Genomic DNA, 13030 nt, shown 5'->3' with positions numbered 1-13030 from the left:
GGAATCGGGACAACCGCCGGGAAGTTGTTCCTCTGTGAAAAACTGATGGTTCCTCCTCGCGGAGGAGCACGGTGACGGAGGTAGTGGCATGGACGAGCAGTCCCACATGTACGAGCTGGAGTTCCCGGGCCCCACGGTGTCGGACACCGACGGCAACGGGCCCGTGCTGGTACACGCGCTGGACGGCTACGCCGACGCGGGGCACGCCCTGGGTCTGCTGCGCAAGCACCTCAAGCAGAACCTCTCCGCGGAGCTGGTCGCGTCCTTCGACGTCGACGAGCTGATCGACTACCGCTCCCGCCGCCCCTCCATGACCTTCGAGGACGGATTCACCGGCGTCGAGGAGCCCGAGCTCAACCTCTACGCGATCCGCGACACCGCGGGCACGCCCTTCCTGCTGCTCGCCGGCGCCGAGCCGGATCTTCGCTGGAACGGCTTCGTCAGCGCCGTCGCGGGCCTCGCCGAGCGGTTCGGCGTGCGCACCGTGGTCGGGTTGCACGCGATCCCGATGGCAGTGCCGCACACCCGTCCGGTGCCGGTCACCGCGCACGGCAACAATCCCGACCTGCGCGAGGGCATCCGGTCGTGGGAGGGCACGATGCGGCTGCCCGGCACCGCGGCGGGGATGCTCGAGCTGCGGATGGCCGACAAGGGCTACGACACCGTCGGCCTGTCGGTCCACGTGCCGCACTACCTGGCGCAGAACGACTACCCCGAGGCCGTGCTCGGCATGCTGGGCGCGCTGCGCAGCACCGTCGGGCTCGACCTGCCCGACGGTGAGCTCCCCGTCGAGGCCGCCGAGCTGCGCGAGCAGATCGACGCGCAGGTCTCGTCCAGCGCCGAGATCTCCTCGGTCGTCGAGACCCTCGAGCAGCAGTACGACGAGGCCGCTGCGCAGCCGCGCGAGCTGCTCATCGCCGACGGCGAGGCGATCCCGACCGGTGACGACCTGGCGAGCGAGTTCGAGGCCTTCCTCGCGGAGCAGGCCGGCGACGAGGGCGAGAACGGCGAGAATCCGTGACCACGGTGCGCCGGCGGACGGCGCTGATCCACGGTCACCGTCGGGCGTACCGGATGGGCGGCAGCGGGCCCGCGCTCCTGCTGATCCACGGCATGGCCGACAACTCCTCGACCTTCGAGCCGCTGTTCGAGCGGCTCGCCGAGGACTACACGGTGATCGCGCCAGACCTCCTCGGCCACGGGGACTCCGACCGGCCGCGCGCCGACTACTCGCTGCCCGCGTTCGCCAACGCCATGCGTGATCTGCTGCTCTACCTCGGCGTCGAGCGGGCCACTCTGGTCGGCCACTCCCTCGGCGGCGGCATCGCCGGCCAGTTCACCTACCAGTTCCCGGAGATGGTCGAGCGGCTCGTCTTCGTGAACACGGGCGGCGTGACCCGATCGGTCTCGCCGGTGCTGCGCGCGGTCTCGCTGCCGCTCTCGGAGGTCGCGATCCGCTCGCTGGCGCTGCCGGGCGTGCTGCCGGTCACCAATGCGGCCCTGGGACTCCTCGGCCGGGTCCCGCTGAAACTGTTCGTCGACAACGCCGAGTGCGCCCGGGTCCTCACGGGCCTGCCGCACGCGGGAACGCCCCGCGCCTTCGCGCGCACGCTGCGGGCCGTCGTCGACCCGTCGGGCCAGGTGGTGACGATGCTGGACCGGACCTACATCGCCGATTCCGTGCCGGTACTGGTGGTGTGGGGTTCCGACGATCCGATCATCCCCGTCGAGCACGCGCACCTGCTGCACGCCGCACTGCCCGCCTCCCGCCTGGAGGTGTTCGACGGTGCCGGCCACTTCCCGTTCCGGACGGATCCGGAGCGCTTCCTGCGCGTCCTGACCGAGTTCGTCGATTCGACGGTGCCCGCACGCCTCACGCAGGACGACCTGCAAAACGCACTGCGCCGCGATGTCGCCCTCGACGTCGAGGTCGAGGTCGAGGTCGAGGTCGAGGTCGAGGTCGAGGTCGAGGTCGAGGTCGAAACGCCCGCGTAACCGACGGCGCCGCCGCACGTAACGCGGCCCGCGCACACTTCACAGCGCAGTGCAGACGCTGTGAGGAGGCCGTGATGAGTCCCGAGATCCTGCCGTTCCGGGCGCGCCCGTACGCGCCCGACCTGTGTTTCGCCACGATCCACGGCCACCGTCGCGCCTACCGGATCGGCGGCAGCGGCCCCGCGCTGCTGCTCCTGCACGGCATCGGGGACAACTCCCTGGTCTGGGAACCGGTGATGGAGCGACTGACCGACCGGTACACCGTGATCGCGCCGGACCTGTTGGGGCACGGCCTCTCCGATCGACCGCGTGCGGACTACTCGGTGTCCGCGTTCGCCAACGGGATGCGGGATCTGCTGTGCTACCTCGGCATCGACCGGGTGACGATCGTGGGCCACTCCCTGGGCGGCGGTGTGGCGGGCCAGTTCTCGTACCAGTACCCGGAGATGGTCGAGCGGATCGCGTTCGTGGCCCCCGGCGGTGTGGATCACGACGTCTCGCCGCTCCTGCGCCTGCTGTCGCTGCCGTTCGCCGAGCAGATCGTCGCACTCACCGCCCTTCCGGGCGCGAAGCAGGTCCTGGCAGGCGCGCTGCTCGCGACCGCCGCACTGCCGGGCCCCCTGCGCGCCGACGCGGTGCAACTGCGTCGCGCCCTCGACCGGATGCCGAACACCGCCTCACCGCACGCCTTCTCGCGCACGCTGCGATCGGTGGTCGACCTCCGCGGTCAGGTCGTCACGATGCGCGATCGCTGCTATCTGACCGCACGGGTGCCGACTCTGATCGCCTGGGGTGCGGACGATTCCATCATCCCCTCGGCCCATGCCGAGGTGCTGCGCGCGGCGCTGCCCGAGGCGCGCGTGGAGGTGTTCGACGGCGTCGGGCACTTCCCGATGACAGAGGCACCGGATCGGTTCCTGGACGTGCTCACCGACTTCCTCGCGTCGACCGAGCCCGCCCGCCTGGCGCGCACGCACCTCCGCGACGGCCTGCGCGGGGCGGCGGGCGTCACCGTCGTCCCTCCCGCGCGGGAGCTGGGCTGAACAGCCGCGATGACGGTCCGTAGAATCAGATGAGTGAACCTCACCGACCTGCTCCCGTCCGACCCGACGGCGGATGCGGTCTTCGAGGCCTTCCTCGACTGGACCACCGGCCGTGGCATCGAGCTCTACCCCGCACAGGAGGAGGCGCTGATCGCGGCGTGCTCGGGCGCGAACGTCATCGTCGCCACTCCCACCGGTTCCGGGAAGTCCCTGGTGGCGATGGGCGCCCAGTTCGCGGCGCTCGCGCAGGGCCGGCGCACGTACTACACCGCGCCGATCAAGGCGCTGGTCAGCGAGAAGTTCTTCGCCCTCTGTGAGGTCTTCGGCACCGAGAAGGTGGGCATGGTGACCGGCGATGCGGCGGTCAACGCCGACGCGCCGATCGTGTGCGCGACCGCCGAGATCGTGGCGAACCTCGCGCTGCGCGAGGGGAAGGACTCGGACATCGCGCAGGTGGTCATGGACGAGTTCCACTACTACTCGGAGCCGGACCGCGGCTGGGCGTGGCAGGTGCCGTTGATCGAGCTGCCGCACGCGCAGTTCATCCTCATGTCGGCCACGCTCGGTGACACGTCGTTCTTCGAGGAGGACCTCACGCGGCGCACCGGCCGGGAGACCGTGCTCGTGGCAGGTGCGGAACGCCCCGTGCCGCTGCACTTCTCGTACTCGACCATGGCCGTCCAGGACCAGATCGTGGAGCTGGTCACGACGCACCAGGCGCCCGTGTACGTGGTGCACTTCACGCAGCAGGCCGCGGCCGAACGCGCGCAGGCACTGATGTCGTTGCCGCTCACCTCCAAGGAGCAGAAGGCGGAGATCGCGGAAGCGATCGGCGACTTCCAGTTCACCACGGGTTTCGGCAAGACCCTCTCGCGGCTGATCCGGTCCGGTATCGGCGTGCACCACGCGGGCATGCTCCCCCGCTACCGACGCCTCGTCGAGAAGCTCGCCCAGGAGGGCCTGCTCAAGGTCATCTGCGGCACCGACACGCTCGGCGTCGGCATCAACGTGCCCATCCGCACCGTCTACCTGACGGGCCTGACCAAGTTCGACGGTACGCGGACCCGCCACCTGCGCGCGCGCGAGTTCCACCAGATCGCCGGCCGCGCGGGCCGCGCCGGATTCGACACGATGGGCACCGTCGTCGTGGCGGCGCCGGACCACGAGATCGAGAACGCGCGTCGCGAGGCGAAGGCGGGCGGCGACCCGGCGAAGCTCAAGCGCGTCCAGCGCCGCAAGCCGCCGGAGGGCTTCGTCTCCTGGGGGAAGGCCACCTTCGAGAAGCTGGTCGCCGCGGACCCGGAGCCACTCACTTCCCGCTTCTCCGTGACCAATTCGATGTTGCTCAACGTGATCGCCCGGCCGGAGAACTGCTTCTCCTCGATGCGGCACCTACTGGAGGACAACCACGAGTCCCGGCGCAATCAGCTGCGCCACATCCGCACCGCGATCACCCTGTTCCGCGGCCTCCAGTCCGGCGGCGTCGTGGAGAAGCTCGCCGAGCCCGACGGGTTCGGCCGGCACGTGCGGCTCACCGTCGACCTGCAGCCCGATTTCGCTCTGAATCAGCCCCTCGCACCCTTCGCGCTGGCCGCGCTCGAGCTGCTCGATCCCGAGGAGCCCGATTACGCACTCGACGTCATCTCGGTGATCGAGTCGGTGCTCGACGATCCGCGGCCCGTGCTGCGGGCACAGCAGAACGCCGCGCGCGGCGCGGCCGTCGCGGAGATGAAGGCGGACGGCATCGACTACGACGAGCGGATGGCGCTGCTCGAGGACGTGACCTACCCGAAGCCCCTCGAGGACGTCCTCGTGCCCGCGTTCGCGACCTACGCGGCGGGTCACGCGTGGGTGACGCAGTTCGAGCTGTCGCCGAAGTCCGTGGTGCGCGAGATGATCGAGCGCGCGATGACCTTCAACGACCTGGTCTCGAAGTACCAGCTCGGCCGCTCCGAAGGGGCCGTGCTGCGGTACCTCTCAGACGCCTTCAAGACGCTGCGGCACACCGTCCCGGAGGCGGCGCGCACGCCGGAACTCGAGGATTACATCGCCTGGTTGGGCGCCCTCGTGCGGTACGTGGACAGCTCGCTCGTGGACGAGTGGGAGGAGATGACCTCGCCGGATCCGGTGAAGGCGCACGCCTCCGCGCCGGAGATCGGGCGGTCCACCTCGCTGACCTCCGACGAGCGCGCCTTCGCGGTGATGGTGCGGAACGCCATGTTCCGCCGGGTGCAGCTCGTCGCCGAGGAGGAGTACGACCTGCTCGACGCGATGGACCCCGGTGTCGACTGGTACGCCGCCTTCGACGACTACTACGAGGACTACGACGACATCGAGACGGGCGCCGACGCCCGTGGGCCGCAGCTGTTCTCGCTCGACACCTCCATGCCCCGCGCGTGGAAGGTGCGGCAGACGATCGCCGATCCCGACGGCGACCACGGCTGGGCGATCACCGCCGTGGTCGACCTGCCGGCGTCCGACGACCGCGGCGATGTCGTGCTCGTGGACGTCGAGGTCGTCTCGGGCTGAGTCAGAGCGCACCCAGGTACTGCAGCACGGCGAGCACCCGCCGATGGTCGCTGTCCGCGGGCGGCAGGTCCAGTTTCGCGAGGATGCTGTTGATGTGCTTGGCGACGGCGCGCTCCGTGATCACGAGGGATGCCGCGATCCCGGCGTTCGAGCGCCCACTCGCCATCTGCTCCAACACCTCCCGCTCACGCGTCGTGAGCCGGGCCAGCGGATCGCGGTCGCGCCGCACCAGCAGCTGCGCCACGACCTCGGGGTCGAGGGCGGTGCCCCCGGCGGCGACGCGGCGCAGCGTCTCGGCGAACTCGTCGACGTCCGCCACGCGCTGTTTGAGCAGGTACCCCACACCCGCGGTCTCGGTCGCCAGGAGCTCGCCCGCGTAGCGCTCCTCGACGTACTGGGACAGCAGCACGACCGCGGTACCGGGCGACTCGCGCCGGATCTCCAGGGCTGCGCGGACCCCCTCGTCGCGGAAGCCCGGAGGCATTCGCACGTCGACGACGGCGATGTCGGGCCGGTGCCGCTCCACGGCTGCGATCAGCGCCGCCCCGTCGCCGACCTCGGCGACGACGTCGAATCCCGCGTACCCGAGCACCTGCGCCAGGCCCACGCGCAACAGGACCGAGTCCTCGGCGATCACCGCACGCACGGCAGCTCCGCCCGCACCGTGGTCGGGCCACCCGGCGGGCTCGTGACCCGCAGGTCACCGTCGACCGACGCCACCCGACGGGCCAGCCCGGCCAGGCCGGTCCCGCCGGACGGATCCGCACCGCCGACACCGTCGTCCTCGACGGTCACGACGATCGTCTCCGGGCCGCCGTCGACGACCACACCCGCGCGGGTGGCGTGCGCGTGCTTGATCACGTTGGTCAGAGCCTCGGAGACCACGAAGTACGCCACGGCCTCGACCGCGGGGTCGGGCCGGTACGGCAGCCGCACCGTCAGGTCGACGGGGATCGCCGCGGTCCCGGCGAGTCCGGACAGGGCGGCGTCGAGGCCCCGATCCTCGAGCACCGGCGGGTGCAGGCCCCGCACGAGGTGCCCGAGTTCGGCGATCGCGAGCTTGGCCTGGTCGTGCGCGTCGTCGAGGACCGCTCGGGCGGGCTCGGGCAGGTCGGCGAGCGTGGCACGCGCGACCCCGAGGTTCACGGCGAGGGAGACGAGGCGCTGCTGCACGCCGTCGTGCAGGTCCCGTTCGAGTCGCCGACGTTCGGCGTCGGCGGCCTCGACCACGCCCGCTCGGCTCTCGGTGAGGTCGTCCACCCGCCGGCTGAGCCGCTCGCCGTCGCCGGGGCCGAGAAGGACTGCCGCACAACGTGCGTCGACGACCGGCAGGAGCGGCGTCGCCCACCACAGCAGTGCGCCGCCGACGACAGCGGCGACCGTCCACGCGCACGCCTCCCAGACGGAGTGCGGGAGCCCGCCGGCGGGACGCACCCACATCCAGAGCAGGCTCGTGCCGCCGACGACCACCAGCAGCCACCCCGCGATCACGGCGAGGAGGGCCAGCAGGAGCAGCGGACCGACCAGGACGTGATAGCCCAACTGCCGCAACCGCGCCATCGATCGCCACACCCGCTCGTCGCGCGAGGGCGGGATCACGACACCGACGCGGGCGAGTCGGGAGCGGTGCGCGGCGGTCAGGACGGGCGAGGCCACCACCGGCACGACGACCGGGACGGCCAGGAGGGCGAGCGTGGCGACGGGCAGCTTCGCGGGGAGCGACACCCAGGGCGCGACGATCACGGCCACCACGACGGCGTGCAGGGGCATCGCGGCGACGGTGTTGGGCCAGGTGGGACGGGACATGTTCTCACCGTATGTCCGCCGCGGCGACCGCGACCAGCATGCTGGCATCCCTGTTCCGGGGGATGTGAGGGTCACCGTCGAGAGGCCTACTCGCACCGGCGAGATCCGGCGCTCCCACGACGAGGCTGGGGAGACAGTCGTTTCCGTCGAAGGAGCCACATCGTGATCACCCCGTCCGCCGTCCGGCGCCCCGCCGCCACCAGCACACCCGTCGACGTCACGCCCGTCGACGGCCGGCCCCGTGGACGTGGGGTCGCCGCCGTCCTGCTCGCCGCGGGTGCGGCGCTGACGCCGTGGCTGGTGGTTCTCGGCACGACCCTGCCGGCCACCACCACCGTGCGGCACTGGCCACTCGCGTGGGTCGGTCTCGATGCGCTGGAGGCCCTGGGACTGCTGACGACGGGCGCCCTCCTCCTCCTCGACGATCCGCGTGCGCGACAGGCCGCCGCGGCGACGGGCACGCTCCTCCTCGCCGACGCCTGGTTCGACGTGACGACCGCCGCCGCCGGGAGTGAGTTCGCCGTCGCGCTCGCGATGGCGGTGTGTGCGGAGCTACCACTCGCCGTTGCGTGCGCCCGGATCGCGATGCGGTGCGACGACGCCTACCCGGAGATGTGCCGGTCCAGGGCCTCGAGCGACTGATCGAGGTACTCCGGCGGGAACGGCGGCATGGCGCCGACGAAGTCCCGGAAGGACTGCGGGGTGTCGGTCCAGTCGTAGGTCAGGGTCACCTCGGTGCCGTTCCCCGACGGGGCGAGGTCGTACCGCCACCACCATCCGCCCGCCTGCCACTGACCCTCCCGACTCGTCCCCGGCAGCCAGCCGATGACGCGGTCGCGTTCGAAGTCGGTGACCTTGTTCTCCATCACGTAATCGCCGCCCGCCTGCTCCAGGTACATGTTCACCGAGAACATCTGCCCGACGTGATCGAGCGCGGCGGTGTCAACGGCGTCGCGGACCCAATCGGTGGGCTCGATGTCCTCGTGGCGCGCGGGATCGGCGAGGACGGCGAAGACCCGATCGGGGCTCGCGGCGATGACGCGGGTGGTGGACATTCGCTCGGACATGGTGACTCACTCTCTCCGGTGTCTCCACGGCGAGCGTCGGCTCCGCACGCCATGTTCACAGCGTACACATGGACGCCCGTGCCCGTGGCACTTCGCACGGGCCCCGTGCTCAGACCTCGCCGGTCGGCAGGACCGCCTTGCGGATCTTCCCCGCCGGTGTCAGCGGTAGCGCGTCCACGACGAGTACCTCGTCCGGCACCTTGTACGCGGCGAACGCTGCGCGGCAGGCCTCCCGGATCACATCGGGCTCGATCTCGGCGCCGCGCGCCGGAACCACGAAGGCCCGGCCGGTCTCGCCGTACACCGCGTTCGGAACGCCGATCACGGCCACCATCGCGACGCCCGCGAGTCCGCCCACGAAGTTCTCGACCTCGGCGGGGTAGACGTTGTACCCGCCGCGCACGTACATCTCCTTGAGGCGGCCGCGCAGGGCGACATGGCCGTCCTCGGAGAGCACGGCGACATCTCCCGTCGCGAGCCAGCCGTCCGCGCCGAACGCGGCAGCGGTCGCCTCGGGCATGCCCCAGTAGCCCGCCGCCACCGACGGTCCGCGCACCTGCAGTTCCCCGTCCGCGCCGGGCGGGACCGGCGCACCGTCGGGCCCGACGACGCGCACCCGCACACCGGCCAGAGGCGTCCCGATCGATGTGGCGATCAGTTCCGGCCCGTCGTCGGCGGCCGAGACGATGCACGCCCCGGAGGCCTCCGACGCGCCGTACAGGTTCGCGATCCGCACGCCCGGGAATGCCTGCCGCATCCGCTGGGCCAGAGCGGGTTCCAGGTTCGCCCCGCCGACCACACACAGCCGGACGGCGCTCAGGTCCCGATCGCCGATGCCGCCGAGCATGAGCGTGTACATGGTGGGCACGCCGACCAGCACCGTCACGCGACGCGAGGCCGCGGCGTCGAGGCTCTGCTCCGGGTGGAATCCCGGGACCAGGGCAACGGCTGCGCCGGCGACCGCGGCGGCGGCGATCGTGCAGGTCAGCCCTCCCACGTGGTTGAGCGGCATGTGCCCGAGGATCACGTCCGTGCCGATGAGATCGAACCGCTCCGCCTCGCCGGCCGCGGATGCCAGGATTCCGCCCTGGGTGAGGACGGCCCCCTTGGGCGCCCCGGTGGTGCCGGACGTGTAGAGGATCACCGCCGGCGCCGCGCCGACGGCGGATGCGGGCGGCGCTCCTGCTCGGCCACCGCGACCGCCGGCGACGAATTCGGGCCAGGAGAGGGCGCCGGACACCGCCGCGAGGTCGCCGGCACCGTCACCGTCTGCGAGGAAGACGATGCCCTCGACGCCGGGGATCCGGTCGCGCATCGCGGCGAGCATCGCGACGAAGTCGTAGCCGCGCGCCTCCGCCGCGCACACCAGCAGGCGAGCGCCCGACTGCCCGAGCATGTATTCGAACTCCTGCTCGCGGTAGACCACGTTGAGCGTCACCAGGACCGCACCGATCTTCGCGGTCGCGAGCCACAGCAGTATCCACTCGGTGCAGTTGGGCGCGGCGACCGCGACCCGGTCCCCCGCGTCGATCCCCACCGCGAGCAGTGCCTCCGCCACCTCACGGGCACCCTCGTCCACCGCGCGGTAACCGAGGACACCGGCATCGGTGAGGAGGAAGGCGCGATCCGGAGCGTCACGCGCCCACCGCGCGATGACCTCCGCGACCCCCGATTCCGCTGCTGCGAGCACCTGTTCATCCGCCACGGATCGAGCGTGTCACGCGCCGCGGCCGTACGCGGTCAGTCCGCGGGATCCGCCTCGACCGGCGGGCCGATGACCACCGGATCAGTCGCGGCGGGCGCGATCCTGGTGCAGCGACTTCACGCGCCGCTCCTCGCGCAGGACCACCTGGTAGCTCGCGCGCTCCGTGGCGAGCCACTCCGGATTCTCCGCGATGATCGCGTCGATCTGCTCGGTGGTCAGCGCGTCCTCGACCCCGCCCCTTGCCAGGCCGGAGATCGACACCCCCAGCTTGGACGCGACCAGATTCTTGGGATGCGGGCCGTGCTTGCGGAGATCGGTGAGCCACTGCGGCGGATCCGCCTGCAGCGCAGCGAGCTCCGCGCGGGTGACGGAGGACTCCTGGAACGCCGGCGGCGTCGCGGGCAGGTACACGTCCAACTTCTTCGCCGCGGTGGCCGGTTTCATGGACTGCGTGTTCTGCCTGCTCATGACCATCAGCCTATCGGTAACCTCCAGGAGTGACCTCCTCGCTCCCGCCGGTCCTGCGGCTCGGCTACGTCCCCGGCGCCACGCCCGCCAAGTGGGCCCGCATCTGGGGCGAGCGCCACCCGGACGTCCGGCTCGAGCTCGTGCCCGTCGGGGCGGGGAGCGCAGCGGACGCGGTGCGGGAGGGCACCGTCGACGTGGCGCTGCTGCGCCTGCCCACCGAGACCACCGGCCTCGCCGTCATCGCCCTGTACGAGGAGCAGGTGGTCGCCGTCGTCCCGCAGGAGCACCACACCGCGGCGGCCGACGAACTCACCGCCGGCGACCTCGACGGCGAGCCGACCCTCCTGCCGCTCGACGACGCGCTGCACTGGGACGGCGCCCCCGGCGCGCTGATCGAACACCGGCCCGAGACCACCGCGGACGCCGTCGAACTCGTCGCGGCCGGGCTCGGCGCGCTGATCGCGCCGCAGTCGCTGGCGCGCCTGCATCACCGCAAGGACCTGACCTACCGGCCCATCACGGACGCCCCGCCCTCACCCGTCGTGCTGGCCTTCCCCACCGGCGAGCAGTCCGACGCGGTCGCGGAGTTCATCGGCGTCGTCCGCGGCCGGAAGGCGGGTTCCTCACGGGGACAGGCGGAACCCGCCCCCAAGCGCACGGCCCGGGAGAAGACGTTGGCCAAGCAGGCGGCGCGCGCAGCCGCCGGGAAGAAGTCGACGGGGTCGAAGGGCAAGCCCGGCAAGCGGACCCGCCGCTGAGCTCAGCCCAGGGCCTCGATCCACTCGTCGACGGTGACCACCTCGGCCTGTCGCGGGAACACCTTGCGCATGAGCACGCGGTGCACCTCCGGATCGTGATCGGCGCAGGCGTCGAACAGTACCGTCAGGCCGTAATCGAGGTCCCCGGCGTAGCGGACCGTCGAGAGGACGACGCCGCTGGTCGAGATGCCCGCCAGCACCAGGTGATCGGCCTGCAGGCCGCGCAGCACCACGTCGAGGTCGCTGCCGCTGAAGGCGCCGAACCGCCGCTTGATCACCACCGGCTCCCCCGGCAGTGGCGCCACCTCGGGGACGATCGCCGTGAGCGGCGACACCTCCGTCATCGAGTCGCCACCCTCGCGGATCATCGCGAAAGCCCGGTTGGACGGCGGGATCTCGGGATAGTCGGGCCGGAAGGCGACCCGCACGTGGACCACCGGGACGCCCCGGTCCCGCGCCGCGGACAGGGCCCGTGCGGCGGCCGCGACCGCCCCCTGCCCCGCCCGCTCGGCACCGTCGACGATGCCCTTCTGGAAGTCCATGAGGATGAGGACGGAGCGCTGGTTCACCATGCCCCCAGGCTAGCGCTCAGCAGTGTCACAGGGTGGATTCCGCGGCGGAGCGGGCGATCTCGGCGAGCCGCGTGAAGCCCTCGGTCTTCGCGCTGGAGGCCCGGTAGGCGAGGCCGATTCGCCGCCCCGGGGCGGGCGCGGCGAACCGCGCGACGGCGAGGTCCGTGCCCCGCAGCTCGACGGCGACCGCGGGCTCGGGCAGCAGGGTGACGCCCAGGCCGCCGGACACGCACTGCACGATCGTGGCCAGCGACGCGGCCCGGGTGTCTCCCATGACGCCGACGCCGGACTCGGCCTGCCGGCACAGGTCGAGCGCCTGGTCGCGCAGGCAGTGTCCCTCGTCGAGCAGCAGCAGCGGCAAGCCGGAGAGGTCATCGGCAGTGAGATCGTCGCGGCCGGCGAGCGGATGCCCGGGCGGGACGACGAGGACGAACTCCTCGTCGTAGAGCGGGATCTCGGCGATCGACGCGCTGTGCACGGGCAGCGCCACCACGGCCACGTCGATGCGGCCGGACCGCAGCGCGTCGAGCAGCCGGGCCGTCTGGTCCTCGACGACGGTGACCGCCAACTCGTCCGCCTCCGCGCGCAACTGCGGCAACAGGCGCGGCAGGCGGTAGGGCGCCACCGTCGGGATCATGCCGATGCGCAGGGTGCCGCGCAGTTCCCCGGTGAGCCCCGCCGCCGAGCTCACCAGCTCCGCCGCGGAGGCGACGATCCCGGAGGCCTGCTCCAGCAGTGCCATGCCGGCCTCGGTGATGAGCACCTTGCGGGTACTGCGTTCGACCAGCTGCACCCCGAGGCCTGCCTCCAGCGAGGCCAGCGCCTGCGACAGCGAGGGCTGGCTCACGCCCAGCGAGGTGGCGGCCGTACCGAAGTGACGCGAGCGCGCCACCGCGACGAAGGCCCGCAGCTGCGCGAGGGTCGGCTGATACGGCTGATCGGACATACCTATCAGTCTACGTCCATCCATCGTCTTTGCTTTGCAGCAGCGAGATCCGACGGGGTCGTTCACCGCGCCGACCTCGTCCGATCCGAGGTCATTCCGGCACGTAACGAAGTACCGTCGCAGGAGGTCGACCGGGGAGGG

Annotated in this window: 13 protein-coding genes; 6 read left to right on the top strand and 7 right to left on the bottom strand. The window is 71.6% G+C overall.

All coding sequences use genetic code 11. The annotated features are described in order from the left end of the window. Positions 1-88: 88 nt before the first annotated feature. The 4 genes from AXK61_RS17095 (at position 89) to AXK61_RS17080 (ending at position 5567) form a co-directional block, all read left to right on the top strand. Positions 89-1021, top strand: coding sequence for a proteasome assembly chaperone family protein (locus AXK61_RS17095; RefSeq protein WP_068746455.1), 933 nt, complete (start codon positions 89-91; stop codon positions 1019-1021). Further along, positions 1018-1995 (top strand): alpha/beta fold hydrolase, encoded by a 978-nt coding sequence (locus tag AXK61_RS17090; RefSeq protein WP_068746454.1) that lies wholly within the window; start codon positions 1018-1020, stop codon positions 1993-1995. The genes AXK61_RS17095 and AXK61_RS17090 overlap by 4 nt, the downstream gene beginning before the upstream one ends. A gap of 74 nt (positions 1996-2069) precedes the next feature. Continuing rightward, positions 2070-3038 (top strand): alpha/beta fold hydrolase, encoded by a 969-nt coding sequence (locus tag AXK61_RS17085; protein WP_068746453.1) that lies wholly within the window; start codon positions 2070-2072, stop codon positions 3036-3038. Between the two features lie 33 nt (positions 3039-3071). Then, positions 3072-5567 (top strand): DEAD/DEAH box helicase, encoded by a 2496-nt coding sequence (locus AXK61_RS17080; protein WP_068746452.1) that lies wholly within the window; start codon positions 3072-3074, stop codon positions 5565-5567. Position 5568: 1 nt separating this feature from the next. On the opposite strand, the gene AXK61_RS17075 is transcribed toward AXK61_RS17080, so the two are convergent. Further along, positions 5569-6213, bottom strand: coding sequence for a response regulator transcription factor (locus tag AXK61_RS17075; protein ID WP_068746451.1), 645 nt, complete (start codon positions 6211-6213; stop codon positions 5569-5571). After that, entirely contained in the window at positions 6201-7373 is a 1173-nt protein-coding gene (locus AXK61_RS17070; RefSeq protein WP_156485726.1) for a sensor histidine kinase, read from the bottom strand. Before AXK61_RS17070 ends, AXK61_RS17075 begins: the two co-directional genes overlap by 13 nt. A 162-nt stretch (positions 7374-7535) precedes the next feature. Between AXK61_RS17070 and AXK61_RS17065 the strand changes: the two genes are divergently transcribed. Beyond that, entirely contained in the window at positions 7536-8015 is a 480-nt protein-coding gene (locus tag AXK61_RS17065; RefSeq protein ID WP_197466850.1) for a hypothetical protein, read from the top strand. Here the strand turns inward: AXK61_RS17065 and AXK61_RS17060 are convergent. The 3 genes from AXK61_RS17060 to AXK61_RS17050 all read right to left on the bottom strand — a co-directional run bounded on the left by AXK61_RS17060 (position 7976) and on the right by AXK61_RS17050 (position 10613). Then, positions 7976-8440, bottom strand: a complete 465-nt coding sequence (locus AXK61_RS17060) for an SRPBCC family protein (RefSeq protein WP_068746449.1) — start codon at positions 8438-8440, stop codon at positions 7976-7978. The two genes, AXK61_RS17065 and AXK61_RS17060, sit on opposite strands and share 40 nt — an antisense overlap. 109 nt (positions 8441-8549) lie before the next feature. Then, on the bottom strand, positions 8550-10145 hold the full coding sequence (locus AXK61_RS17055; protein WP_068746448.1) for a class I adenylate-forming enzyme family protein: 1596 nt from the start codon (positions 10143-10145) through the stop codon (positions 8550-8552). 81 nt (positions 10146-10226) lie between these two features. Beyond that, positions 10227-10613, bottom strand: a complete 387-nt coding sequence (locus AXK61_RS17050; protein WP_068572908.1) for a DUF5997 family protein — start codon at positions 10611-10613, stop codon at positions 10227-10229. 29 nt (positions 10614-10642) lie between these two features. On the opposite strand from AXK61_RS17050, the gene AXK61_RS17045 reads away from it, so the two are divergent. Beyond that, the gene (locus AXK61_RS17045; protein ID WP_068746447.1) at positions 10643-11371 is read left to right on the top strand and encodes a LysR family substrate-binding domain-containing protein; all 729 of its coding nucleotides are present in this window, start codon (positions 10643-10645) and stop codon (positions 11369-11371) included. A 2-nt stretch (positions 11372-11373) separates the two neighbouring features. Here the strand turns inward: AXK61_RS17045 and AXK61_RS17040 are convergent, their stop codons facing one another. After that, the gene (locus tag AXK61_RS17040) at positions 11374-11943 is read right to left on the bottom strand and encodes a cysteine hydrolase family protein (protein ID WP_068572782.1); all 570 of its coding nucleotides are present in this window, start codon (positions 11941-11943) and stop codon (positions 11374-11376) included. 25 nt (positions 11944-11968) lie between these two features. Beyond that, positions 11969-12889, bottom strand: coding sequence for a hydrogen peroxide-inducible genes activator (locus AXK61_RS17035; RefSeq protein WP_068746446.1), 921 nt, complete (start codon positions 12887-12889; stop codon positions 11969-11971). Positions 12890-13030: the final 141 nt, after the last annotated feature.

The organism is Tsukamurella pseudospumae, assembly GCF_001575205.1.
Classification (GTDB): domain Bacteria; phylum Actinomycetota; class Actinomycetes; order Mycobacteriales; family Mycobacteriaceae; genus Tsukamurella; species Tsukamurella pseudospumae.
Note: the sequence above shows the minus strand (reverse complement) of the source record. Positions and strands in the feature narration are given on the sequence as shown.